Source organism: Allobosea sp. (assembly GCF_030695125.1).
Classification (GTDB): domain Bacteria; phylum Pseudomonadota; class Alphaproteobacteria; order Rhizobiales; family Beijerinckiaceae; genus Allobosea.
Genome location: NZ_JAUYTP010000062.1, coordinates 26,084 through 46,703 on the forward strand (window position 1 = coordinate 26,084; position 20,620 = coordinate 46,703).

20 protein-coding genes and 1 riboswitch are annotated in these 20,620 nt (G+C 66.7%); of the genes, 12 read left to right on the plus strand and 8 right to left on the minus strand.

The window, feature by feature from the left end:
* The first annotated feature begins 30 nt into the window (after positions 1–30).
* The 7 genes from Q8S38_RS18920 to Q8S38_RS18950 are packed head-to-tail and all read left to right on the plus strand — an operon-like array spanning position 31 to position 6,778.
* Positions 31–1,149 carry an ABC transporter substrate-binding protein gene (locus Q8S38_RS18920; RefSeq protein WP_305681894.1) on the plus strand — a complete coding sequence of 373 codons (1,119 nt, stop codon included), beginning with the start codon at positions 31–33 and terminating at the stop codon, positions 1,147–1,149.
* Positions 1,146–1,517 carry a hypothetical protein gene (locus Q8S38_RS18925; RefSeq protein WP_305681895.1) on the plus strand — a complete coding sequence of 124 codons (372 nt, stop codon included), beginning with the start codon at positions 1,146–1,148 and terminating at the stop codon, positions 1,515–1,517. Before Q8S38_RS18920 ends, Q8S38_RS18925 begins: the two co-directional genes overlap by 4 nt.
* Before the next feature lie 39 nt (positions 1,518–1,556).
* Positions 1,557–3,803 carry a TonB-dependent siderophore receptor gene (locus Q8S38_RS18930; RefSeq protein ID WP_305681896.1) on the plus strand — a complete coding sequence of 749 codons (2,247 nt, stop codon included), beginning with the start codon at positions 1,557–1,559 and terminating at the stop codon, positions 3,801–3,803.
* 13 nt (positions 3,804–3,816) lie between these two features.
* Positions 3,817–4,650, plus strand: coding sequence for a DJ-1/PfpI family protein (locus tag Q8S38_RS18935; protein ID WP_305681897.1), 834 nt, complete (start codon positions 3,817–3,819; stop codon positions 4,648–4,650).
* A gap of 34 nt (positions 4,651–4,684) precedes the next feature.
* Positions 4,685–5,470, plus strand: coding sequence for a tonB-system energizer ExbB (gene exbB / locus Q8S38_RS18940; protein ID WP_305681898.1), 786 nt, complete (start codon positions 4,685–4,687; stop codon positions 5,468–5,470).
* Positions 5,471–5,477: 7 nt separating this feature from the next.
* The gene (gene exbD / locus Q8S38_RS18945; protein ID WP_305681899.1) at positions 5,478–5,939 is read left to right on the plus strand and encodes a TonB system transport protein ExbD; all 462 of its coding nucleotides are present in this window, start codon (positions 5,478–5,480) and stop codon (positions 5,937–5,939) included.
* Entirely contained in the window at positions 5,936–6,778 is an 843-nt protein-coding gene (locus Q8S38_RS18950) for an energy transducer TonB (RefSeq protein ID WP_305681900.1), read from the plus strand. The genes exbD and Q8S38_RS18950 overlap by 4 nt, the downstream gene beginning before the upstream one ends.
* A gap of 129 nt (positions 6,779–6,907) precedes the next feature.
* Here Q8S38_RS18950 and Q8S38_RS18955 read toward each other — a convergent pair whose 3' ends face one another.
* Positions 6,908–7,954 carry a GlxA family transcriptional regulator gene (locus Q8S38_RS18955; RefSeq protein WP_465247601.1) on the minus strand — a complete coding sequence of 349 codons (1,047 nt, stop codon included), beginning with the start codon at positions 7,952–7,954 and terminating at the stop codon, positions 6,908–6,910.
* 19 nt (positions 7,955–7,973) lie between these two features.
* On the opposite strand from Q8S38_RS18955, the gene Q8S38_RS18960 reads away from it, so the two are divergent.
* The 3 genes from Q8S38_RS18960 (at position 7,974) to Q8S38_RS18970 (ending at position 11,135) form a co-directional block, all read left to right on the plus strand.
* On the plus strand, positions 7,974–8,756 hold the full coding sequence (locus Q8S38_RS18960; RefSeq protein ID WP_305681902.1) for a DJ-1/PfpI family protein: 783 nt from the start codon (positions 7,974–7,976) through the stop codon (positions 8,754–8,756).
* On the plus strand, positions 8,756–9,841 hold the full coding sequence (locus Q8S38_RS18965; protein WP_305681903.1) for a Leu/Phe/Val dehydrogenase: 1,086 nt from the start codon (positions 8,756–8,758) through the stop codon (positions 9,839–9,841). The genes Q8S38_RS18960 and Q8S38_RS18965 overlap by 1 nt, the downstream gene beginning before the upstream one ends.
* A gap of 61 nt (positions 9,842–9,902) precedes the next feature.
* Complete coding sequence (locus tag Q8S38_RS18970; RefSeq protein ID WP_305681904.1) at positions 9,903–11,135, plus strand: ABC transporter substrate-binding protein; 1,233 nt, start codon at positions 9,903–9,905, stop codon at positions 11,133–11,135.
* A 124-nt stretch (positions 11,136–11,259) separates the two neighbouring features.
* On the opposite strand, the gene Q8S38_RS18975 is transcribed toward Q8S38_RS18970, so the two are convergent.
* The 7 genes from Q8S38_RS18975 to zigA all read right to left on the minus strand — a co-directional run bounded on the left by Q8S38_RS18975 (position 11,260) and on the right by zigA (position 19,429).
* On the minus strand, positions 11,260–12,003 hold the full coding sequence (locus Q8S38_RS18975; RefSeq protein ID WP_305681905.1) for an ABC transporter ATP-binding protein: 744 nt from the start codon (positions 12,001–12,003) through the stop codon (positions 11,260–11,262).
* Complete coding sequence (locus Q8S38_RS18980) at positions 12,000–12,983, minus strand: FecCD family ABC transporter permease (RefSeq protein ID WP_305681906.1); 984 nt, start codon at positions 12,981–12,983, stop codon at positions 12,000–12,002. Before Q8S38_RS18980 ends, Q8S38_RS18975 begins: the two co-directional genes overlap by 4 nt.
* Positions 12,980–13,867: an ABC transporter substrate-binding protein gene (locus Q8S38_RS18985; protein WP_305681907.1), complete on the minus strand. Its 888-nt coding sequence runs from the start codon at positions 13,865–13,867 to the stop codon at positions 12,980–12,982. Before Q8S38_RS18985 ends, Q8S38_RS18980 begins: the two co-directional genes overlap by 4 nt.
* Positions 13,868–16,033, minus strand: a complete 2,166-nt coding sequence (locus Q8S38_RS18990; RefSeq protein ID WP_305681908.1) for a TonB-dependent receptor — start codon at positions 16,031–16,033, stop codon at positions 13,868–13,870.
* Positions 16,030–16,806, minus strand: a complete 777-nt coding sequence (locus Q8S38_RS18995; protein WP_305681909.1) for a hypothetical protein — start codon at positions 16,804–16,806, stop codon at positions 16,030–16,032. Before Q8S38_RS18995 ends, Q8S38_RS18990 begins: the two co-directional genes overlap by 4 nt.
* Positions 16,807–17,045: 239 nt before the next feature.
* Positions 17,046–17,245: riboswitch (cobalamin riboswitch) on the minus strand.
* A gap of 79 nt (positions 17,246–17,324) precedes the next feature.
* Complete coding sequence (locus Q8S38_RS19000) at positions 17,325–18,128, minus strand: (2Fe-2S) ferredoxin domain-containing protein (RefSeq protein ID WP_305681910.1); 804 nt, start codon at positions 18,126–18,128, stop codon at positions 17,325–17,327.
* 71 nt (positions 18,129–18,199) lie between these two features.
* Positions 18,200–19,429, minus strand: a complete 1,230-nt coding sequence (gene zigA, locus Q8S38_RS19005; RefSeq protein WP_305681911.1) for a zinc metallochaperone GTPase ZigA — start codon at positions 19,427–19,429, stop codon at positions 18,200–18,202.
* 80 nt (positions 19,430–19,509) lie between these two features.
* Here zigA and Q8S38_RS19010 point away from each other — a divergent pair, with 80 nt between their 5' ends.
* A complete protein-coding gene (locus tag Q8S38_RS19010) occupies positions 19,510–20,016 on the plus strand; it encodes a Fur family transcriptional regulator (protein ID WP_305681912.1) in 507 nt (168 codons plus the stop codon).
* A 69-nt stretch (positions 20,017–20,085) separates the two neighbouring features.
* Positions 20,086–20,568, plus strand: coding sequence for an NAD(P)/FAD-dependent oxidoreductase (locus Q8S38_RS19015; RefSeq protein ID WP_371125921.1), 483 nt, complete (start codon positions 20,086–20,088; stop codon positions 20,566–20,568).
* Positions 20,569–20,620: the final 52 nt, after the last annotated feature.

Here is a 20,620-nt window from a genome sequence, read left to right on the forward strand (position 1 = left end):
GTCGCAAGTTTCGCCGAGAAGAGGCCCCTTATGTCCACCCCATCCGCACAACTGACCCGCCGCGCCGCGTTGGCGCTCCCGCTGGTCGCCACACTGCCAAGGCCCGCGCAGGCGGCGATCAGCATCACCGATGCCGTCGGCCGGAAGGTCGAGCTGACTAAACCCGCCGAGCGCGTCGTGATCGCCTTCTACCTGGAGGAGTTCACCGCGATAGGCGGCGCGGCCGGCTGGGAGCGCGTCGTCGGCTTCCGCAAGCATCAATGGGCGGTCAACCGCGCCAAGACCTATGAGCGCTTCGTCGCGGCAATCCCGCGCCTTGCCGCGCTGCCCGATGTCGGGCTGGGCGAGAACGAGGTGCTTGTGCCGGAGAAGGTGCTCGCGCTGCGGCCCGACCTCGTGATCGTGCCGCCTTGGGCGATGACCGGGGCGAGCGCGGTTACGGCCGCGATCGAGGCGGCCGGCATTCCCATCCTCGTCGCCGACTACAATTCGCAGAGCCTCGAGAAGCACATCGCCAGCACCATCGCCATCGGACAGGCGATCGGTGCCGAGGCGCGGGCGCGTGAACTGGCCTCGCTCTACGAGACGCAGATCGCCGACATCCGCCGTCGGGCTGCCCTGGCCAAGGGGCCCAAGCCCAAGGTCTATATCGAGATCGGCTGGCTCGGCGCCGGCGAGTTCGGCAGCACCTACAAGAACACGATGTGGGGCCGCATGCTCGACACGATCGGTGCCGACAACATCGCCAATGCGGCGCTGGCGCAGGCGGCCGGTTTCGTGCCGATCGCGCCCGAGAAGGTGCTGGCCGCGGCGCCGGAGCACATTTTCATCACCGGCTCGTCCTGGGCCAACCGGCCGCATGCGGTGCGCCTCGGCTACGATGTCGATCCCGAGACGGCGCGCGCCAGCTTGCGGCCCTATCTTGGTCGCCCCGGATGGGACGCGCTGCCCGCGGTCAGAACCGGGAACGTCTACACGGTCGAGCATTCGCTGGTGCGCTCGCTGACCGACTGGATCTCGCTGCAGTTCATCGCCAAGCAGATCTATCCCGAGCAATTCGCCGACATCGATCCCGTATCCTCACTGCGCGCGTTCCATGAGCGCTTCTTGCCCATCCCATTCGAGGGCGCCTGGATGTTGCGGTTATGAGCGCTGCCAGAGTTTGTGCCGTTGTCAGTCTCGCCTACGCGATCCTGTTTCAGGCCATTCTGGGCAGCTTGAACTTGGCATCCGCGCGCGCGCCGTCGCCGCTGGATCAGGCCCTGATGGTGCTGTGCAGCAGCAGCGGCACGCCAACCGGCGACCAGACTCACGCAGACCATGCGCTGCCGTGCTGCCTGCCATTGCAACGGGCGGCCTTCGACGCGCCGCTGACCACGATCGCGACAATCGAATGGATGCCGTCGCGGCATCGCACATCGACGGCGATCCGCTTCCGTTCCGCCGCCTTGCAGCGCGCGCCGCCGGATGTTCCCGAGTCGCCGCCCCCGTCCCGAGCTCCGCCCTCGCTGGCCTGAAATCCGTCGCAACGATTTTCAGCCTTCGAGGGAACACCCATGACTTTTAAATCCACAGCCGGCGCATCATGCGCAGTCGCTTTCTCGTGCCTTAGCCCGCTCGCAGCTCCGGCCTTCGCCCAGCAGCCCAATGCCGTTCAGCTCGATACGATCACGGTCGAGGGACCGCGCGACGGCGCCAGGATCACCGATACGACGGCAGGGCCGGTGCAAGGCATTCGCGCCCTGACCGCGGGTTCCGCGACCCGGACCGACACGCCGATCGAGCAGCTCCCGCAGTCGATCCAGGTCTTGCCGCGCCAGCTCATCGAGCAGCAGGCGACGACGACCATCAGCGAAGCGCTCACCAACGTCAGCAACGCCCAGCCGGCCAACCCGCTCGGGATCGCCAATACGGACATCGCCCCCTTGCGCATCCGCGGCTTTCCCGCAGAGCAGTGGCGCGACGGTCTGGTCACGCTGTACAATGCCGGCGACCGTGACGGGCTCGCCAATGTCGAGCGGATCGAGGTGCTCAAAGGACCGAGCACGATCCTCTATGGCGGCGGCGTCGGTTCGCCCCTCGGCGGCGTCCTCAACGTCGTCTCCAAGCTGCCACGCAACGAGAACTTCGTGCAGAGCGGTCTGCGGTTCGGCAGCTACGGCTACTGGAATCCCTGGTTCGACATCAACAGGAAGCTGACGGCCGACGGTTCCGCGCTCTTCCGGATGACCGGCGAATTCACCGGCAACCGCAGTTTCATCGATACGCTGGATTCAAAGCGCTACAACATCAATCCGACGCTGACCCTGACCAACAACGACAGCACCACGCTGACGATCCAGGGCTTCCTCTCCCGCCAGCAGCAGCAGGCCTATCAGGGCCTGCCGGTTTACGGCACGATCCTGGGCGACTTCCGCCTGCGACCCGAGACCTTCGTCGGGCCGCGGACCCTGCCCGACAGCTATACGCGCAACCACGGCATCGCGACGACGCTCGACCATAAGTTCAACGATATCTGGTCGGCGAAATTGAAGGCCCGCTGGAGCCAGACGCAGTTCGATCAGCTCTCCCAGAACATCTTCGGCGGCGATGCGACCGGCGCCGTCCCTGCCTTCGGACCCTCGACCTGGTTCCTGCAGAACCTCCAGCTCTTCCAGAAGCAGGAGGAGTTCACCATCAACCCGACGGTCAAGGCCAAGTTCGATCTCGGCCCGACGAAGAACGTGGTCCTGGCCGGCCTGGACTATACCAAGGTGCGAGACAAAGGGTTCATGACCGGGGACTACCTGGGCAACCTTTGCTACATGGCGACCTTCGATCCGGTGCTGTGCCCGCCGACGACAGTCGATCTGCAGTCGCCGGCTTACACGACGCCATTCACGCGACCGACCCGCGGCGTCGGCGAATACGCGGCGTTCTTCGACTACCGCAACGACTACGTGACCAAGGGCGCCTTCGCCCAGATCCAGTCGACGGTCTTCGAGCGGGTGCATCTCCTCGCCGGGGCCCGGCTCGCGAGCATCGACATCAAATATGACGAGTATGCGCTCACGCCGGCCGCGCGCATCACCACCGAGAAGACGAAGCTGCTGCCGCGTGCAGGTGTCGTCCTCGATGTGTGGCAGGGCCTGTCCGCCTTCGCCAGCTACACCGAGGGCATGCGCTGGGTCGGGTTTTCGACGGCGGTGACGCGGCCCGCGCCCGAGACGTCGCGCCAGGCCGAAGCAGGCCTGAAGTTCAAGCTCGGCGACGCGCTGTCGGGAACGCTCGCCTACTTCAACATCCACCGCGACAACGTGCCGGTGTCGATCGCGCTTGGCGTCGCCGCCTTGTCTCAGCAGAAGTCGCAAGGCTTTGAGGCCGACGTCATCTGGCAGCCGAACACCAACTGGAGCTTCCTCGCCAGTTACGGCTTTACGGACGCCACCTTCGCTTCGCCCCTCCTCGACTACAACGGCGGATCGGTCCCCACCGGCAGCAAGCTGCCCTTCGTGCCGGAGCGTTCTGGCCGTCTGTGGGCGAACTACAAGTTCGATACGGGCACGCTGGCTGGCTTGAGCCTCGGCGCAGGTGTCTATGCGGCGTCGAGCCAATATGTCGATCCGGCCAACAAGTGGAAGACTTCGGCATATTTCACCGTCGACGCCAAGATCGCCTATGAGCGCGACAACTGGAAGGCGTCGCTCGCCGTGAAGAACCTGACCGGTGAGCGCTATTACACCCCCTATGCCTGGCTCGGTGGACAGGTCGCTCCCGGCGCGCCGCGGACCGTCTATGCCGAGCTCAGCTACATCTTCAAGTGAGGAGGGCGGACAAATGACCATCACCCGCAGGCAGTTCTCCACCGCCGCCGTCGCAACCTCGACCATCGCCCTGGCGCTCGCCAAGGAGGGTGCGGCGGGCGCGGCCCGGGCCCAGCCATCGGCCCCGCCCGCCATCGAGCATGACATGTCATCCATGCCGGCCCACTGGGTCGGCAAGGAACAGATCGCCTTCCTGATCTATCCGGAGTTCACAGCGCTCGACATGGTCGGCCCGCATCACATGCTGGCGAGCCTGATGGGCGCGACCGTCCATCTCGTCGCGAAGACGAAGGAGCCGGTGAAGAGCGATCAAGGCCTGGTCTTCACACCCTCGGCCACCTTCGACGAGTGTCCGCGTGATCTCGACATCCTCTGCATTCCAGGCGGGGCGCAGGGATCGCTGGCCGCGATGTTGGACGAGGCGACGATCGCCTTCGTCAAGGACCGAGGCTCGCGCGCGAAACGCGTGACCTCGGTCTGCACGGGCTCGCTCATCCTGGGTATGGCGGGCCTGCTCGACGGCTACAAGGCGACCACGCATTGGGCTGCGACATCGGTGCTGCCGCTGTTTGGGGCCATCCCGACCGAGGGCCGTATTGTGCAGGACCGCAACAGGGTGACCGGTGGCGGCGTCACCGCAGGCATCGATTTCGGGCTGACGCTGGTCGGCGAGCTACGCGACCGGGAGTATGCCGAATGCGTCCAATTGCTTGCGGAATATGCTCCTCAGCCTCCGTTCAATGCCGGCACGCCGGCGACCGCCCCCGAGCCGGTCGTCAAGATGATGAGCGACATGATGGTGGGTTTCCTGGCCGGCGTCACGACAGCGGCGGCTCGGCCCAAATGAGCCGGACCGTGCGCCCTCATAAGCGAAACTCGCCATGATCACCGGTCCTCACGACCTGTCCCCCTGGGGCATGTTCATGGCGGCCGATATCTTCGTGAAGGCGGTGATGATCGGGCTGGCTTTCGCCTCTGTCGTGACCTGGACGATCTGGGTGGCCAAGGCGCTGGAACTCGCCTCCGCCAAGGCGGCGGCGCGGGGGGCATTGCGCCGGCTGGAGGCGGCGGGCAGTCTCGTCGAGGCCGCAGAGGCGGGGGCAGGCCGGACGGGCCGCCTGCTAGGGGACGTCGCGATCCTGCTCGGTGCGGCGCTCGATGAGACGCAGCGCTCCGCCGATCTGGGGGAGGAGGGCATTAAGGAGCGGGTCTCGATCGCTCTGTCGCGCATCGAGGCCCGGTCCGGGCGGGTGATGGCGCGTGGCACTGGGCTGCTGGCCACGATAGGTTCGACCGCGCCCTTCGTCGGCCTGTTCGGCACGGTCTGGGGCATCATGAACGCGTTCATTGGCATCAGCCAAGCGAAGACCACCAATCTCGCCGTGGTCGCGCCCGGCATTGCCGAGGCGCTGCTAGCGACCGCGATCGGCCTCGTCGCCGCCATTCCTGCCGTCATCATCTACAATGTCTTCGCGCGCTCGATCGCCGGCTATCGCGCCATGCTGTCGGATGCATCGGGCGAGATTCTGCGCCATCTTTCGCGCGATCTGGAGCGGCGGAGCCGCCAACCATCACAGGCTGCGCGACCGCAGTTACAGGCTACCGAGCCACAAGCTGCTCAGCCGTTCCTTTCGGCAACCGGCAGCATGCCACTCGTCCAGACTTAGTAGCGCTGTGGCCGTCTCGCTCAAGGGTCCGCAGGATGGCGACCTCACGGAGGTCAGCGACATCAACGTCACGCCGTTCATCGACGTGATCCTCGTTCTGCTGATTATCTTCATGGTCGCGGCTCCGCTATCGACAGTGGATATCGCGGTCGACCTCCCGGTCTCCAACGCACAGCCTCAAGCCCGGCCCGATACGCCGGTCTTCCTGACAGTGAAGGGCGACCTGTCTCTCGCGCTCGGCAACGAGCCCGTACTGCGCGACGCGCTCCCGGCGATGCTCGACCAACGTACGAGCAACGACCGGCAGCAACGCATTTTCCTGCGCGCTGATGGAGCCGTCGCCTATCGCGAGGTGATGGAGGTGATGAACCTTCTTCGCAATGCGGGTTACCTCAAGATCGCGTTAGTCGGGCTCGAGGATACTGGCCAAGGCGGCCCGGCTGCGGCTGCCGGGGTTAACCGACCATGATGGCGACGGTCGAGCCGTACCGCTGGAATGGAGCGCTGCGCTGGGCTGCGGCCGCGCTGGTCGTCGCCGCGGCCCATGGCGGCGCGGGCTGGGTCGCGCTGAACTGGAAGCCGGCGAGCGCGGAGGCGGCCGCGGGCGCACCCGAACCCGCGATCATGATCGACCTCGCGGCCGTCTCCGTAGCGCCCGAGGCCCCGGCCGAGACCCTGCCGCTGGCTCCTGAGCGCATCGAGTCCGACGCGCCACCCGACCCGGTGAAGGAGACGCCGCCGCCCGAGCCAATGCCCGAGCCAATGCCGGTCCAGGTGCCCGAAAATGAGATCAGGTTGCCGGAGCTGCCCGCCATACCCGACGCGCTCGCCGTCCTCGCGCCGCCACCGCCTACGCCGGCCAAGCCGGCCACGAAGCCTCCCGAACGCAAGCCGCTGCCTAAACCACTCGTCGTCGAGCGCAAACGCGTCGAACGATCTCGCCAGCGCGAGGCGGCCGCTCCGGCTCCTGCGCCGCGGCAGGCCTTGGCCCCAAGCCCGTCTTCTTTGGGCGCCAGCTCGCAGACGTCGATCTCGACTGCGAGCTGGCGTGCACAGCTCGCCTCTCACCTCAACCGCTACAAGCGCTTTCCGGGAGATGCCAAGCCGGGCACGGTCCAGGTCGCGTTCGCGATCGATCGTGCTGGCAACGTCATATCCGTGCGTCTAGCTACGTCTTCAGGCGATCCCGCACTCGATCACGAAGCTGTCGCCATGATCCGCCGCGCGAGCCCGGTACCGGCACCGCCAGGGGGGACAGGCGGGAGCGGTTCAGTTTCGCTGTCTGTCCCCATAGCCTTTCGGCGCTAACAAACGGCTGCGTCGTGGCGATCTTGAGGTACGGACGACGACGAACATTGGGCCACCACAGCCACGACGGGTTTCTGGCCCGCTTCACCGCGCGTCACGGGATTTCTGACGAGCGCAGCCGGGACTAGATCAGGTTATAGGGGCGACGCCGAGGTCAGTGTCCTGGTCGATCCGTTCTCTGGCGTCGCCCGCTCCGAATTTGGCCCGATAATCTTGCGGACTGACGCCAAGCCGGCGGCGGAAGGCTCTGCGCATCCTCTCCTCGTCGAGAAAGCCGTTGCGGGTCGCGATTTCCTTGATGCTGTGCCGTGTTTCCTCAAGTGCGCGACGAGCCGCTTCCAGCCGCAGTTCTTCGACGACCTTGGCGGGCGTGCGGCCCGTCCGTTCGAGGTACAAGCGCGCAAAGGTGCGCGGACTCATGGCAACCCGCGCTGCCAGAGCCTCGACCCGGAGATCATCGCCCAGGTGATCCTGGATCCAGCTGTGCAGCGTCTCAAAGCCATGATCGTCCGCCTCCTGCAGAACCAGCGGCACGCTGAACTGCGTTTGGCCGCCGGCCCGCTTCATGAAGACAACCAGTCGCTTCGCAACACGGATCGCCTCGGCGTGACCGCGATCCTCCTCGATCAGAGCCAGCGCGAGGTCGATGCCCGCCGTCACGCCCGCTGACGTCCAGATCGGGCCGTCGCGCACATAGATGGCATCCGGCGACACCGTGACGTCCGGATAGCGATCCTGCAGCAGCCGGCAGGAGCCCCAATGCGTGACGACTCTTCGGCCGATGAGGAGCCCGGCCGCGGCCAGGACGAACGTGCCCGTGCACACCGAGCAGACACGCCGAATGCCTCCGGCATGAGCCGCCAGCCAGTCGAGAAGCAGCGGCTGGTCCGCCGCTTCATGGACGCCAATGCCTCCAACGACGACGAGTGTATCGACGTCGCTCAAATCTTGGATCGAGCGGCTCATCAATTCGATGCCGGAGGACGTCCTGATCAGTCCACCGGTCGCGGACGCGACCGTCAGCCTGTAGGGCGCCCCCTCCGCGCTGGCCGTTTCGCAGGACAGCTCGAATGCGGCCAGCGGGCCCGACAGGTCCAGCAACAGCGCATCGGGAAACATGACGAAGACGACATGACGCTGGGGCAAGCCGCCCTCCACAGCCGCGATGGATCGCATGGCAGAAAAGGAGGTCAGAATGTCGTTTCCGCCCCCGACTGTCATGCTCAAAGATGAAGCCTCAGCACAGATGGGGGCTTCCTTGAGTAAAGCGACGCTGGAGATCGGGCTCCTGTTCTTTCCCGGAATGACTCAGCTCGATGTCACGGGCCCCTTCGAAGTCTTGGCGCGGTTGCCCGGCGCGCGAATCCATCTGCTGTGGAAGCGCGTCGAGCCGATCACGAGCGATGTCGGGCTGACCTTGATGCCGACGACTGCGTTCGAGGACTGCCCACCGCTTGATGTGCTCTGCGTGGGTGGCGGCCCAGGACAAATGGCGTTGATGGACGATCCCGAGGTGATGAGCTTCGTGTCCCGCGCCGGCGAAAGCGCGCGCTATGTGACCTCGGTCTGCGCCGGCTGTTTCATTCTGGCGGGCGCGGGGCTGTTGAACGGGTACAAATCCGCCTGCCACTGGTTGTCGCGCGATCAGCTCTCCGTGCTGGGTGCCATTCCCGTCGCCGAGCGCATCGTCGTGGATCGCAACCGGATATCGGGCGGCGGTGTGACGGCGGGAATCGACTTTGCCTTTCAGGTTGCAGCCGAGCTGTGCGGCGACGAGGTCGCCAAGCGACTGCAGCTCATGCTCGAATATGATCCCAAGCCCCCCTTCGACATCACCGAACAGAATGCGCCCGCCACGATGCTGGCCGAGATCCGTGCGGCCGCGCGTCCGATGCTCGAGGAACGGCTTCGGTCGAGCGAGCGGGCGGCCGCGCGCCTGAAGGACGGCCATTTCGAGTCCAGCCAGGGAACGCCGTGATGACGCGGCGGATCAGGACGTCGGTGGAGGACGGCCAGCGCCTCGTCTGGTTCGAGGATACGGCTTGCGCCCTGTCGGGTGTGATCGCGATCGACTCGCTGGCGCTGGGCCCTGCGGCCGGCGGATGCAGGTTCTGGCACTACGACGACGCGAAGAGCCTGCTGTTGGATGCCCGGCGTCTCGCGCGCGGCATGAGCTACAAGAACGCCTTGGCGGGGCTGCCCTTTGGCGGCGGAAAGTCCGTGATCCGGCTGCCGGAGGGCGAATTCGACCGCGAGGCTCTGTTCCGCTCCTACGGGCATGTCCTGAACGAACTCAAGGGTGACTATCTGGCCGCAGAGGATGTCGGCACGTCTCCCCGCGACATGGAAAGCGTCCGGTCCGCGACGCCCTTCGTGTTCGGTCTGCCGCCGGTCGGCACCGCAGCGGGAGGCGATCCGTCTCCCTGGACGGCACTCGGGGTGTTCCTTTGTATCGAGACCGTCTTGGCCAGGCGGGGACTGCCGCTCGCAGGATGTCGGATCGCCGTCCAGGGGCTCGGCCATGTCGGCGCGGATCTCTGCCGCCGACTTCACGAACGCGGTGCGAAGCTGGTCGTGGCCGACATCCGCAAGGAGGCCGTCGCCCGGCTGCTCGCCGCCATCCCCGCCGAGGTCGTCTCCACGGACCGGATTTATTGCAGTGAGGTCGAGCTCTTCGCGCCCTGCGCGCTGGGCGGGGGCCTTAACCAGGAGACCATCCCGGACATTCGAGCCGCCATGATCGTCGGCGCCGCCAACAACCAGCTCGCCACGGCCGCCGATGAAGCACGCCTGCACAGCCGCGGAATTCTCTATGCGCCCGATTACATCGTGAATGCGGGCGGCATCATCAATGTGGCGGCAGAGTATCTCGGACAGGATCAGGGCGAGGTTCTAATTCGCGTGCATCGCATTCCAGACCGCCTCGCCGCCATCCTCGGCCGGGCTGAGGCGACGGGGCGGTCGCCTTCGGACATCGCCGATGCGATGGCCCGGGACCTGATCGAAGCCGCCTTCCCTACAGCACCAAAGCAAAAAGCCTACGCGTCTTCGCTGGCTACCTGACTTCACCGGCTGTCTTCCGCCGGTCCTTCATAGCCCCATCCGCATCGCACAGGAGCGCTTCATGACGCATTCCAAATTCGCCACGCTGGTCGCTGCGTGCCTCGTCTGGGCCAATGCGGCGACGCCTTCGGTCGCCCAGTTGTCCGGAGACACGGTCAAGATCGGCGTCCTGAACGATATGTCGGGTCCCTATGCCGACATTACCGGTCAGTCGAGCCTGATGGCCGTGCAGATGGCTGCCGAGGAGTTCGGAGGCAGCGTGCTGGGCCGGAAAATCGAGGTCATCTCCGCCGATCACCAGAACAAGCCCGATCTCGGCTCGGCCATTGCACGCCGGTGGTACGATCAGGACGGCGTCGATGTCATCGTCGGGCTGGGCGCCTCTTCAGTCGCGCTCGCCGTAAGATCCTACGCCCGCGAGAAGGGCAAGCTGGACATCGCGACCAGTTCGGGATCGTCGGATCTGACCGGGCCGGCCTGCTCGCCCACCGGGTTCCACTGGATGCACGACACCTATGCTCTCGCCAAAACGCTCGCGACCGCCACGGTCAAGAACGGCGGCTCCTCCTGGTTCTTCGTGACGGCCGACTATTCCTTCGGCCATGTGCTCGAACGGGATGCTGCCCGCTTCGTGGAAGCAGCCGGCGGGCGCGTGATCGGTCGCGTCCGTGCGCCCATCAATTCGACGGACTTCTCGTCCTATCTGCTCCAGGCGCAGGCATCCGGAGCCAAGATCATCGGGATGGCGAATGGCGGAAACGACACGATCAACACGGTGAAGACGGCGCGGGAATTTGGCCTCGTCGGCGGCGCCACCCAGCAGAGCCTCGCCAGTCTTCTTCTGATGATCACGGATGTCCATGCGCTCGGCCTGGAGGCGGCACAGGGGATGCTGCTGACGGAGGGCTTCTACTGGGACCAGACGGACGAAACGCGCGGCTTCGCCAACCGCTTTCTCGCCCGCCGCAAGCTCATGCCCAACATGATGAATGCGGCCGATTACAGCGCGACCCTGCACTATCTCAAGGCTGTGCAATCGGCCGGGACCGACGACCCTGCGGCTGTCGCCGCCGCGATGCGCAGCCTGCCGATCAATGACGCGACCTTGAAGAACGGCAAAATTCGCAGCGACGGGCGGATCGAACGCGACATGTATCTGTTTCGCGTCAAGAAGCCGGGGGAGTCACGCGGCGCCTGGGATCTGTACGAGCAGATTGCGACCGTTCCCTTCGGCGATGCCTTCCGGCCCTTGTCCGAGGGTAGCTGCCCGCTGGCAGCCGCCGCGTCTCGATAGTCGGACCATTCGGCTTGTCTTTGACACCGGGCATCCTCATTGATCCCGGTGTTGAAGCGAAATGAATAGCCTCGTCGGCGTGCCTCAATTCGCGGCCATATCGGCTAGAATCTGGCCAGGCTCTTCATCCCAAACCGATCACCCAGTCCCGATCAGCGCGGCGCGGCTCGGCTTGCAAGCGCAGACCGAAGGTGGCCGTAAAGACGGGGTCATCCAGCATCAAACCTGCCGCCCGGTCGGCCGCGAGGCGGCCGCCATCAAGGAGGACGAGGCGGTCGCAGAAGCGCAGCGCCAGATCGAGATCATGCATGACGACGATGACGAGGGCCGCGCCGGCATAAGCCTTGAGCCGCTCCAGCAAGGCCAGCCGGTGGCGCATATCGAGACTCGCACCCGGCTCGTCGGCCAGCACGAGCGGCGGCTTTGTTGCCAGGGTCGCGGCGAGCATCGTACGCGCTCTCTCCCCTCCCGAAAGCTGGCTCCAGCTGCGGGCTGCCAGGTCCGCGAGACCGTTGCTCGCGAGGATAGCCTCCACCGGGGCCGCCTTGCCGGGGCGGCGGTCGCGGCCGAGTCTGACGATCTCCGCCACGGCGTAGTTCCAGGCGGGCTCGAATTGCTGGGGACAATAGCCGCAGGCTGCGCCGCGCTCCGTGGCCGTCCAGTTTGAGAGCGGCCGTCCATTCCAGCTGACTGCGCCGCGGTCCGGTTTGCGGTAACCCGCCAGGAGACGCAGCAGGGTCGACTTGCCGGCGCCGTTGGGGCCGAGGATGCCCACGAGAGCCGGCGCCGTAAAGGACAGGCTGACATTGTCGAGAAGCACGGTGTCGCCCGCGCTCACTCCCAGGCCCTGGCATGCGACGCGCATCATGGCCGCAGCCTCCGAGCCAGCAGAAGGAGGAAGAAGGGCCCGCCGATCAGCGCGGTGACCAGCCCGAGCGGGATTTCGGCCGGCGGCAGCACGGCGCGGGCGATGCCGTCACAGAATGCCACCAGTGCGGCGCCGATCAGAGCGCTCGCCGGCATCAGGGCCCGGTGCCGAGGCCCGATCCACCAGCGCGCGAGATGTGGCGCGATCAGGCCGACGAACGCCACGAGCCCCCCGAAGGCCACCGCCGCCGCGACGATTCCCGCTCCCACCAGCACGGCACGACGTGCAAACCGGACCGGATCGAGCCCGAAGGCGAAGGCCTGCTCGTCGCCGAGCCCGAGCAGATCGAGCCCGCGCGCCAGCGACAGCGAGAGCAGCAGGCCCGCGAGGACGAGGACCGTCAGCAAAACCAGCCCCGCGAGATCGGGCGTCTGGATGCCGCCCAGTGTCCAGCTCAGCACGACCTGCAGGTTCACGCTGTCATCGGAAAGGGCGAGCATCAGGAAGGAGCGCAGCGCGCCCAGCATGGCAGCCACCGCGACGCCCGCCAGCAGCAGCCCGGCGGTGTCGGGCCGGCCGTGAAGCCCCGAGACCGCCAGCACCAGCCAGGTCGCGCCCCAGGCGCCGAGGAAGGATAGCCCGGCCAGGGCTGGGCCGCCCGGCAGGCCGAGTGGCACGAGCAGCGCCAACGTCGCGCCGATTGCGGCACCGCCCGAGGCCCCCAGCAGATAGGGCTCGGCCAGGGGATTGCGAAAGACGCCCTGGAAGATCGCCCCGCCGAGGCCCAGCAATGCGCCGACCAGCGCCGCCGCCAGCACCCGCGGGAGGCGCCAGACCAGCAGCAGCCGGCTCTCCATATCGGAGGCGCCCGACAATGCTGAGGCCAGTTTCAGCGGCGAGGCCCAGTCATGGCCGGCCGCCGCGCCGAACAGCAGGGCGAGAGCGAGCGAAGCGCCGAGGATGAGAAACCGGTGTCTCAAGAGGGACGCTTTCGTAACAAGGCGGCCAGCGTCTCGATGCCGTCGACCGTGCGCGGGCCCGGGATCAGGAATTGCGCGCGCGAGACGAGATGGGTGCGCCCGTCCCGCACCGCCCGGAGCAGACGCCAGCCGGGCTGGGCAATCAGCGCATCGAGATCGGCTTGCATCCCGGCGAAGAGCAGGATGTCGGGATCGGCGGCGATGATCGCCTCGGGCGAGACCTGGGCGACGACGCTGCGCGGGAGCGCATGGCGCCCGCCGGCCCGGACGATCGCATCGCCGGTATAGGTATCGGCCCTGGCCACCAGGACGAGCCCGTTGCCGAGCCGGCCGGTGATCATGACCACGCTCGGCGGCTGTGCTGGCGTGATCACAGCGACGGCGGCGAGCCGCGCCTCCAGCGCTCGCGCCACGGCCTCGCCATGCTCCGGTACCCCGGTTGCCTGTCCGACGAGGCGCAGATTGTCCATCACCTCGGCGACGCTGCGGGCGAGCAGGACGATGACGGGGATCCCCAGCCGCGTCATCGGGTCGATGAGCTGATGCATCGCCTGGCGGGCGGGCGTCACGATCAGTAGATCCGGCCTCTGTGCGACGATGGCGTCCACCGAGAAGCCGAGGCGCCCCCCGACCTGCGGCTTGCGCGCAAGCTCCGGCGGAAAGCGCGTATAGGCCTCCACCCCGACGACGCGCTCGCTCAGCCCCAGCGCTGCCACCAGTTCGGCATTCGAGGCAAAGATCGGCACGATGCGCTGCGGCGATCGCGCGATCTCGACATCGCGGCCGACCGCGTCCGTCAGCCGGATCGGCTCGGCCGCGGCTGGACCGGCGAGCGTGCAGGAGAACGCGCACGCTAGAGCGGCGATGAGCGCGAGCGCCTTCACTCAGAAGCGCGCCTGCACGCCGGCCTGGACCTCGAGCCCCGGCATCGAGGTGCCGTAGCCGCCATTGGCGAAGCGGGAATCGAGCTTGTAGGGCTTCTTGTCGAGGCCGATGAAAATCGGGCTCTCGTTCTTGTTGAAGAGGTTGTTGACCAGCGCGAAGAGCTTGATGCCCTTGGCGATCTCGACCTCGCCGCGCACATTCCACACCCAGAACGGGTTCTTGCGGTGGATCCAGTCGCGGTTCGGCTCGGCGCTGGCGACAAGGTTTTCCTCGGTGTTGTACCACATCGGCCCGCGCAGGATGCCGGTGACCTGGATCGACCAGTCATATTGCCCGCCGCTCTGGCCGAAGCGCGTGCCGATCGCGGCCTGATACTGGTACATGCGCTCGGGCTTGCGACTGTTGGCGGTGGCGGCCGCGCCCTTGTCCTCCATGTCGAAATTGTAGGCGCCGTTGCCGAACAGCGACCAGCGCCAGCGCGTATCGGTATGGCCGGCGAGCTTCAGGATATCGGCGTCGAGCTGTAGTTCGACGCCGCGCACCACGACATCGCCGCTGTTGTTGGCATAGTCGGAGGTGTTGGCGACGCCGGTGCGGGCGCGGGTGATGATGCGATCCGAGATGACGTTCTGGAAGAGCGCGACATCGGCGCGCCAGCCCTCGCCGGCATAGGCCGCACCCGCCTCGACCTGCGCGCTGGTTTCTGGCTTCAGCGCGGGATTGCCGAAGATGCGGCCGCCGCCCAGCGTATTGAAATCAGCGGCGAGTTCGGTCGCGGTCGGAGCGCGGAAACCGGTCGCGTAACCGACACGGAAGGTCAGCCGGTCGGTGGCCTTGAAGGTCGCGCCGGTCGAGTATGTCGTCGCTTGATAATCGACGTCACGCGGGACCTGGCCGGCGAGGTTGGGCGTGTATTCGAAGCTCGTCGTGCCGAAGGTGCGGCGCACGCCGGCCCGCAGGGTGATGCGGTCGTCCCAGAGCTTCTGCGAATCCTCGACATAGAGCGCGTTGACCGTCTCGGACTGATTATTGTCCTGCGGCGAGACCTGCGCGAGCGGGTTGCCAGGTACGCCGATGCGGTCGCGCGTCGAGCGCAGGGTACTGCGCTCCCAGTCCCAGCCGGCGAGCAGATCGTTGCCGGCCCAGAGCGTCGCGCTGGGCTGGAAGCGGGTTCCCACGACATTGAGTTCGCGACGGTTGTAATCCGCCGCCGTCCCCAGTGCCGGCAGGCCGGTGCTGCCGCGGATAATCGGCGAGGCCCAGCGGAAATTGTCGACATCCTGGACGGCATAGCCCTGCAGCATCCAGCGGTACTGCCCGCCCGGCATCTGGCCGCGATAGGTCACATCGAAGGAGTTGTTGTAGCGGTCCTCCTGGCTGATCGTGTTGGCGCCGGAGCCGCGAAAGCCGACATCATAGACGCCGTCGGTGCGCAGGGTCGTCTCGATGCGATGGTACGGATTGATCTGGAGGCCGAGCGCGCCGGTCAGGCCGAAGCGCTTCCAGCCGGTATTGGCCATAGTCGAGCCGCCGCGCCCGGAGTGGTAGTCGTCGCGCTGGCCGCCGGAGATGCCGGCATAATAATCGATGCTGTCATATAGGCCGCCGGTCTGGGCCTTGCCCTGCAGCAGGCCCCAGGAACCGCCGCTGCCTTCGATCATCGTGCCGGGCGCGGTACGGCCGGTCTTGAGGATGATGTTGATGACGCCGCCGATATTCTGGCTGCCATAGATCACCGAAGACGGACCGCGCACCACTTCAATCCGCTCGACATCGGCTGCCGAGAGCTTGGAGAGGTTGGCGGTGCCGGCGCGCCGGCCATTCATCAGCACCAGCACCTGGCTGCGGAAATCCTTGCCCTGGCCGTCGCTGGCCCCGCCGCGGATGTTGATCGAGGTCTGGCCGGGCGTCCATTCGCTGAAGAAGCCGACCGCGTTCTCAGCGAGCAGATCGGTGATCGACTTGGCCGAGGAGCGCTCGATCTGGGCGGCGTCGATCACCTGGACGGTGCCGGGAATGCTGCTGCGCGGTTCGGGCCGCCCGGTTGCCGTCACCACGAGCTCGTCGAGCTTGATCTCGGTCTGGGCAGAAACGGGCGTGGCGGTGGCGCTGGCGAGGCAGGTCGCGGCGAGCAGGTTGGTTGTGCGGACAGGCAGGCGGATCATGACAGGTTCCAGACGAGGATGGCCGAGCGGCGGTGAACGGAGAGACATAGGCCGCCAGGGACGGTTTCGGCCTGTGAGGCGAGATCGGCGATCAGATCCGCTCGGCGCGGATCGTCAGGAAGCCAACCCAGACGGTCGGCGAGATAGCGGCCGAGACCCGGCAGATCGCGGGTGACCAGCGAGAAGGTCCAGTCCGTCTCCGCCAGGACGGAGGGCCGGTCGCCGCGCAGCTGCGGCAGGATGAGATCGATCGCCGGTGTCTCGTCCTCGCCATGCCAGGCGGATGGCAAGCAACCGGCTAGGATCAGCCCGCGCGGCCCGCGCTGGGCCGGCACGACCCAGATGATCGCATGCCGCGCCAGGCTGCGACAGAACGCCAGAAAGGCGGCGGGATCGGCCAGATAGCCGGGCATGGTCGCCGCAAGGACGGTCGCGGCCGGCGCGCAGACCAGACCGGGATCATCCCAGCCGAGCGGAATCAGCGCGGGCGGGTTCGGCAGTGCCTGGAGCCGCGCCTGCATGACCGGCGCGGGCTCGATCGCCGTCCAGCGCCTGCCCCGATCGACCAGTGCTCCACCGAGCTGTCCGGCACCGGCGCCGATGTCGATCAGATCGCCGGTATCTGGCACGAGTTGGCGGATGAGCGGCGCGACGCGCGCGACATAGTCCGACGTGTCGATCGCAGAGGCGTAGAGCCCCAGCGGATCGCGTTCGGGCTTACGGTCGGCAAGGCCGCCTGCCGGGCCAGAGGGGATTGAGGATATGGGCTTCATCGGCCCAGTCTCATGAATGCAATGTTATAACATTGCAATATCTCTTTCCCGATGGTGGCTCGTGATTGCGGCACGATGCGCGTCTCAGGCGGAATGGTTCAATGGTGGAACAGCTTGCGTTCATCGCCTCAGCCCCTCGCTGTCGCGGGAGAGGCATGTAGCAAGGCGCAAACGCGCGAAGGCGGGCCCGAAGAGCCGCCGCGACGCATCAACGACCCGCCGGACACCCCGCCCGCGCGACATCATAGACCGTCAAGGCAGGTCTCCTGGCTCACGGGTCGTCGCTCTCGACCGTCTTCCCGGCGCGAACGCCAGTGACATGGTGGTCGAAAACTCGCCGCATACAGTTGCGGGGGCAGCTCCGGCATGGGCGTGTCGCCGCACCGGATTCCCTCTTAGCCTCGGATGCGATCCGAGGACCCTGACGCCTTCAAACTAAATGGCGAGATTGTGGCGTCAAGGCTTCGAAGGTCAGGGGTGCTGCAACCGTTGTGCATGGCCGCCCGCGACCCATGCCCTCAGGTCGCCGATAGGATTTTCGGACGCAACGTCTGCTTCCTGCCTGTGGCTTCGTAGGCAAGATCACGCACTGGCTCGCCGGACTGGAGATGCGAGGCGATGATCCGATCGACACCGGCCTCATCGACCCCGCCATAGACGGTGCCCTCCGGCCAAACCTGGAGGACGGGCGCAAGATTGCAGGGCCCGAGACAGCTCGTCTTGGCGCTCATCGTGCCCTCCCCGGCCTCGCGCAGGCCCAGGCGTGCCTGCTCGTTGCGCAGATGGCCCCAGATCAGATCCGCGCCGGCCGCCATGCAGGGGCCGCCCTGGCAGACCAGCACGCGCCGCTTCTGGGCCGGAACGAGCGAACCCGCCTGGGGCGCCTTCTGGGGATGCGAAACCGGGGCGGCGCCCCGGGCCGCATCGATCTGCTCGGTCAGCAGATCGGCGATCGCGCTGCCCTGGCTGAGGCCGGCACCGATCCGCAGCACAGGCCAGGGCCCGGGATGCTCGGCACGCCAACGCTGCAGCGTCTTGGTCAGCCATGCGGCGAAGGCCGGCTCCATCGGCAGCAGCAGCGGGACGAACAGGATCTCGGTAATCGGCTCATTCAGCAGGCCGAGCACGACCTCGCGCAGCGACGGCGCGCCCTGCTCGGTGAAGGCATAGGCGACCCAGGCGCCATCCGCACGGGCGGCGGCGAGGCTCCGCAGCCGCTCCATCTCCGCGATCGGCGCCGCCGCGATGGCCGAGCGCGCGATCAGGATGATCGCCCGACCGAGGCCCGCCGGCTGTTTGAAGGCAAGGTGATCAGATCGCATGGTCGCCGACACACTCTCCGAAGGGGCCGAGGTCGGCAAGGGTTGCACGCAAGCGCGGGCGCATTGCAGCCTCACGCCGCCTGCCGGTCCCAGGCCGGAAACGGATCCTCGAGCGACGACAACGACTTCGACATCCCCGTCGCGGGGCTGCCGGTGAGGCAGGCGTCGAGCCTGGCGCGAATCGCGGCCTCGTCCATCTCCTGCGTGCCGATGAAGACCAGTTCCTGGCGGCGGTCGCCCCAGGTTTGCGACCAGTGTTTGCGCATCAGCGAGGCGAATTCCTCCGAGCGTGGCCAGCGCTCCTTGGGCACTGCGGCCCACCAACTGCCCATGCCCTCGGTGCGGGTGATGCGACCGGCGAGCGAGTATTCGCCGACCCAGCGCGGCCGCGTCGCCAGCCAGAAATGCCCCTTGGCGCGGATCACGCCGGGCAGGCGCTGCTCCAGGAGATCGTAGAGCTTGCGCGGGTGGAAGGGGCGGCGCGCCCGGTAGACGAAGGAGCGGATGCCGTATTCCTCGGTCTCGGGGACATGGTCCTTGAAGCCGAAAAGCTCCTTGTGCCAGAGCGGATGCTCCTGCGAGCGCTCCTCGCTGTAGAGCTTCGTATCGAGGACGGCCGACAGCGGCACACGGCCGAACTCGGCCTCGACGATCCGCGCATCGGCGTTCAGGCCGCGCACGACCTGGCGGACCTTCTCGCGCTGCTCGGGCGTCGCCTCGCCGATCTTGTTGATCACGACGACGTCGGCGAACTCGATCTGCTCGACCAGGAGATCGACCAGCGTCCGGCCATCGCCCTCGCCCGCCGTCTCGCCGCGATCGGCCAGGAAGTCGCGGCTGTCGTAATCGGCCAGGAGGTTGAGCGCGTCGACGACGGTGACCATCGTGTCGAGCCGCGCGACATCGTCCAGCGCCTGGTCGTCCTCGTCGCGGAAGGAGAAGGTCGCGGCGATCGGAAGCGGCTCGGCGATGCCGGTGCCCTCGATCAGTAGGTAGTCGAAGCGCTTCTCGGCGGCGAGCCGGCGGACTTCGCTCAGGAGATCGTCGCGCAGCGTGCAGCAGATGCAGCCATTGCTCATCTCGACCAGCTTCTCCTCCGTCTGCGACAGCCCTGCCCCGCCCTCGCGCACCAGGTCGGCGTCGATGTTGACCTCGCTCATGTCGTTGACGATCACCGCGACGCGCTTGCCCTCGCGGTTGTTGAGGATGTGGTTCAGCAGGGTCGTCTTGCCGGCGCCGAGGAAGCCGGAGAGGACCGTCACCGGCAGGCGGCGGTCGGTAAGAAGGGCATCGGATGTCATGAGGGTCCGTCCAGGATTGATTTCAGTTTATGTTACGATATAACATAACCATCTTGTCAACCTGAGGGATGGCTTCGAACGTGACGACGGCGCATGTCGATCAGGACCCGGCACTCGGAGAGGCGTTTCCCGAGACGCTGTTCACGCGCGCGCTGGCGCAATGCGCGGCGACGGGCCGCTCGCTGACGGCTCTGCGCCGCGAGGTGCTCGCCGCCTTTGCCGCCAGCACACGGCCACTGAAGGCCTACGAGATCGTCGAGCGGCTGAGCACACCGACCCGGCGCATCTCTCCAATATCGGTCTATCGCAGCCTGGATTTCCTGATCGAACTCGGCATCGTCCATCGCCTCGCCACGCAGAACGCCTTCGTCGTCTGCGATCACGACCATGCCCAGGACGAGACGCTGGTCTTCATGATCTGCCAGTGCTGCGGCGATGTCGACGAGGCCGTGCTTCCCGGCGTGACCCGGTCACTGGCGGCAACCGTCGAAGCGCATGGCTTCCGCAGCCGCGGGCACAGCATCGAGCTGCAGGGCGAATGCGAGGATTGCCGCAGCGCCACATCCCTCACCGGCCGGGGCGGCTGAGCCGCCTGCGGTCATCCCGACGGTTGCCACGCCCCGTCCCGCCCCTCTCCTTTTCGCATGGATCTCGCGATGCCTCATGACGCCATCATCATCGGCGGCAGCTTTGCCGGCCTGTCCGCCGCGCTTTATCTCGCCAGGGCCCGGCGCCGCGTGCTCGTGGTCGATGCGGGCTCGCCCCGCAACCGCTTCGCCAAGGCCTCGCACGGTTTCTTCGGACAGGATGGTCGCGATCCCCTCGCCATGATCGCCGAGGCCCGCGCCCAGCTACTCGCCTATCCCGGCGTGGCCTGTCTCAAAGCCGAGGTCACCGCTGTCGAGCCGGGCCCGTCCGGCTTCACCGTGTCCTGGGAGGGCGGTTCGGAGACGGGCACGCGACTGCTTCTGGCGACCGGCGTCGTCGATCAACTGCCCGCGCTGCCCGGCCTCCGCGAGCGCTGGGGGGTCAGCGTCCTGCACTGCCCCTACTGGCCTGCTGCCGGTTTCGTGGACACCGAGATTGGGTGTTTCATGAAGCCGGAGGTGGCAGATGCAGCGAAGACGATTTGGGCGTGAGTTCAAGATCGAGGCGGTTCGCCTGATCAAGGATCGCGGTGTGAGCGTCGCG

What these genes read in the sequence shown, in the direction of transcription:
- Q8S38_RS18920 (WP_305681894.1), top strand. Translation starts at nt 31, where the DNA reads ATGTCCACCCCATCCGCACAACTGACCCGCCGCGCCGCGTTGGCGCTC.
- Q8S38_RS18925 (WP_305681895.1), top strand. Translation starts at nt 1,146, where the DNA reads ATGAGCGCTGCCAGAGTTTGTGCCGTTGTCAGTCTCGCCTACGCGATC.
- Q8S38_RS18930 (WP_305681896.1), top strand. Translation starts at nt 1,557, where the DNA reads ATGACTTTTAAATCCACAGCCGGCGCATCATGCGCAGTCGCTTTCTCG.
- Q8S38_RS18935 (WP_305681897.1), top strand. Translation starts at nt 3,817, where the DNA reads ATGACCATCACCCGCAGGCAGTTCTCCACCGCCGCCGTCGCAACCTCG.
- exbB (WP_305681898.1), top strand. Translation starts at nt 4,685, where the DNA reads ATGATCACCGGTCCTCACGACCTGTCCCCCTGGGGCATGTTCATGGCG.
- Q8S38_RS18950 (WP_305681900.1), top strand. Translation starts at nt 5,936, where the DNA reads ATGATGGCGACGGTCGAGCCGTACCGCTGGAATGGAGCGCTGCGCTGG.
- Q8S38_RS18955 (WP_465247601.1), bottom strand. Translation starts at nt 7,954, where the DNA reads ATGCGATCCATCGCGGCTGTGGAGGGCGGCTTGCCCCAGCGTCATGTC.
- Q8S38_RS18960 (WP_305681902.1), top strand. Translation starts at nt 7,974, where the DNA reads ATGTCGTTTCCGCCCCCGACTGTCATGCTCAAAGATGAAGCCTCAGCA.
- Q8S38_RS18965 (WP_305681903.1), top strand. Translation starts at nt 8,756, where the DNA reads ATGACGCGGCGGATCAGGACGTCGGTGGAGGACGGCCAGCGCCTCGTC.
- Q8S38_RS18970 (WP_305681904.1), top strand. Translation starts at nt 9,903, where the DNA reads ATGACGCATTCCAAATTCGCCACGCTGGTCGCTGCGTGCCTCGTCTGG.
- Q8S38_RS18975 (WP_305681905.1), bottom strand. Translation starts at nt 12,003, where the DNA reads ATGATGCGCGTCGCATGCCAGGGCCTGGGAGTGAGCGCGGGCGACACC.
- Q8S38_RS18990 (WP_305681908.1), bottom strand. Translation starts at nt 16,033, where the DNA reads ATGATCCGCCTGCCTGTCCGCACAACCAACCTGCTCGCCGCGACCTGC.
- Q8S38_RS18995 (WP_305681909.1), bottom strand. Translation starts at nt 16,806, where the DNA reads ATGAAGCCCATATCCTCAATCCCCTCTGGCCCGGCAGGCGGCCTTGCC.
- Q8S38_RS19000 (WP_305681910.1), bottom strand. Translation starts at nt 18,128, where the DNA reads ATGCGATCTGATCACCTTGCCTTCAAACAGCCGGCGGGCCTCGGTCGG.
- zigA (WP_305681911.1), bottom strand. Translation starts at nt 19,429, where the DNA reads ATGACATCCGATGCCCTTCTTACCGACCGCCGCCTGCCGGTGACGGTC.
- Q8S38_RS19015 (WP_371125921.1), top strand. Translation starts at nt 20,086, where the DNA reads ATGCCTCATGACGCCATCATCATCGGCGGCAGCTTTGCCGGCCTGTCC.